Source organism: Marinobacter sp. UBA3607 (assembly GCF_002375525.1).
GTDB lineage: Bacteria > Pseudomonadota > Gammaproteobacteria > Pseudomonadales > Oleiphilaceae > Marinobacter > Marinobacter vinifirmus.
Map to the genome: position 1 here is coordinate 154,645 of NZ_DFLY01000010.1, position 2,427 is coordinate 157,071.

A 2,427-nucleotide genomic window follows, 5' to 3' on the forward strand; every position below is an offset into this window, starting at 1 on the left:
GCGGAGCCATGGATGGCGGAGCAGAAGCGCCACAGGGATGTGCCGCAAGGAGCGGTTTTCTGAAGGCCCCACACCACACCCGCGACCCCAAGCTACCGGGCAAGCACCAAACAACGAACACAAGAACTAACTAAATTCAGGAAGAACTGGAGAACAAAAATGAAATTCACACCAGAACACGAAGCCCTGAGAAAAACTGTCAGAGACTTCGTTGAGAAAGAGATCAACCCGCATTGTGACGAATGGGAAGAAGCCGGCGAGTTTCCCATACATGAGGTATTCAAAAAACTTGGCAACCTGGGCCTGCTGGGCATCCAGAAGCCGGAAGAGTACGGCGGCATGGGCCTGGATTACAGCTACAACCTGGTCGCTGCAGAAGAACTCGGCATGGCCAAGTGCGGCGGCGTGCCGCTGGCGATCGGCGTTCAAACCGACATGTGCACCCCGGCCATTGCCCGCTTTGGCTCGGACGAGCTGAAACGGGACTTCCTGGCCCCGGCCATCGCTGGCGACATGGTCGGCTGTATCGGCGTCAGTGAAGTGGGTGCAGGCTCCGACGTAGCCGGCCTTAAGACCACGGCGAAGAAAGACGGCGATGACTACATCATCAACGGCTCCAAGATGTGGATCACCAACTCCCCGAAAGCCGACTTCATCTGCCTGCTGGCCAACACCAGCGACGACAAGCCTCACAAGAACAAAACCCTGATCATCGTGCCCATGAACACCCCGGGCATTTCCTTCAGCCCGCATCTGAACAAACTGGGCATGCGCTCATCCGAAACCGCCCAGGTGTTCTTCGACGACGTGCGCGTGCCCCAGCGCAACCGCATCGGCGCGGAAGGCACCGGTTTCATGTGCCAGATGATCCAGTTCCAGGAAGAACGAATGTGGGGTGCGGCGAATGTGATCAAGGCGCTGGAGAACTGCATCGACCAGACCATCGAATACTGCCGCGAACGCAAGACCTTCGGACAGCCGCTGATCAACAACCAGTACATCCACTTCCGCCTGGCCGAACTGCAGACTGAAGTTGAAGCCCTGCGTGCCCTCACCTACCAGGCCTGTGAACTGCACATTGCCGGTAAAGACGTGACCAAACTCGCCTCCATGGCCAAGCTCAAAGCCGGCCGTCTGGGCCGTGAAGTCACCGACACCTGCCTGCAGTACTGGGGCGGCAACGGCTACATGTGGGAAAACCCCCTGGCCCGTGCCTACCGCGACGTGCGTCTGGTGTCCATCGGCGGCGGCGCCGACGAAATCATGCTGGGCATCATCTGCAAGCTAATGGGCACTTTGCCTGGCAAAAATCGCGACTAACGTTTGGAGTAGGGCCTCATGGGCAGGTAGAGCTTTCCGGGACACGCTGTGAATACATCCATGTACGCTTGACTGCAGCATCCCTGCTGCAGACAGTCCCGGAAAGCTCTACCTGCCCACAAGGCCCCAAACATTGCCATTGGTACCCTATGCCGGCCTGAAACGGAGCCTGATATGGAAAAGCAACTACCACATTGCGAAACACTGATTCTCGAGAAACAAGGCCCGTCCCTGTTTCTCACTATCAACCGCCCGGACGTCCGCAACGCCATGAGCCTGCAGATGGTCGCGGAGTTGGCCGCCCTGTTCACCGAAGTTGAAAACGACAACAGCATCCGCGCCGTCGTCATCCGCGGTGCCGGCGGCCACTTCTGCGCCGGCGGTGACATCAAAGACATGGCCGGCGCCCGGGGCCAGAAAGGTGAAGGCAAAGACGACCCGTTCTACAAACTCAACCGCGCCTTCGGCCAGATGATCCAGCAGGTCAACGAATCCTCCAAAGTCGTCATCGCCATCACCGAAGGCGCCGTGATGGGCGGCGGCTTCGGCCTGGCCTGCGTCTCCGACCTCGCCATCGCCGGGCCCTCCGCGAAATTTGGCATGCCGGAAACCACCCTCGGCGTCATCCCGGCCCAGATCGCCCCGTTCGTGGTCGAACGCATCGGCCTGACCCAAGCCCGTCGGCTGGCGCTGCTGGGCTTGAGAATCGACGCAGCGGAAGCCTGCACACTGGGCATCGTTCACCAGGTTGCGGAATCCGAAGAACAGCTGAACGACATGCTGAACCAAGCCCTTGAACGGGTTCGGCTGTGTGCCCCGAATGCCACGGCAGAAACCAAGGCGCTGTTGCATCGAGTCGGCCATGAAGCCATGACCGGTTTGCTGGATGACGCCGCTGAAAAGTTCGCCGCAGCCATAGGCGGGCCAGAGGGTAGTGAGGGCACCATGGCATTCATGCAGAAGCGTGAGCCAAAGTGGGCTGAGAGATAACACATACAAAAACTTAAACAAGCCACTCAACAATCATTGGGCAGGCAAACACCCAAGGTCGCGGGAGCGCCACTGGCGGGATCAGCCTCCGGAAAATTTCGAAGGCCAAGGATGGCC

At 59.1% G+C, this 2,427-nt stretch carries 2 protein-coding genes; both read left to right on the forward strand.

Translation table 11 applies throughout. From position 1 onward, the window contains the following. Nucleotides 1-159: 159 nt before the first annotated feature. Nucleotides 160-1,320, forward strand: coding sequence for an acyl-CoA dehydrogenase family protein (locus tag B2589_RS03220; RefSeq protein ID WP_286815596.1), 1,161 nt, complete (start codon nt 160-162; stop codon nt 1,318-1,320). Nucleotides 1,321-1,494: 174 nt separating this feature from the next. After that, the gene (locus B2589_RS03225; protein WP_286815597.1) at nt 1,495-2,310 is read left to right on the forward strand and encodes an enoyl-CoA hydratase/isomerase family protein; all 816 of its coding nucleotides are present in this window, start codon (nt 1,495-1,497) and stop codon (nt 2,308-2,310) included. Nucleotides 2,311-2,427: the final 117 nt, after the last annotated feature.

What these genes read in the sequence shown, in the direction of transcription:
- B2589_RS03220 (WP_286815596.1), top strand. Translation starts at nt 160, where the DNA reads ATGAAATTCACACCAGAACACGAAGCCCTGAGAAAAACTGTCAGAGAC.
- B2589_RS03225 (WP_286815597.1), top strand. Translation starts at nt 1,495, where the DNA reads ATGGAAAAGCAACTACCACATTGCGAAACACTGATTCTCGAGAAACAA.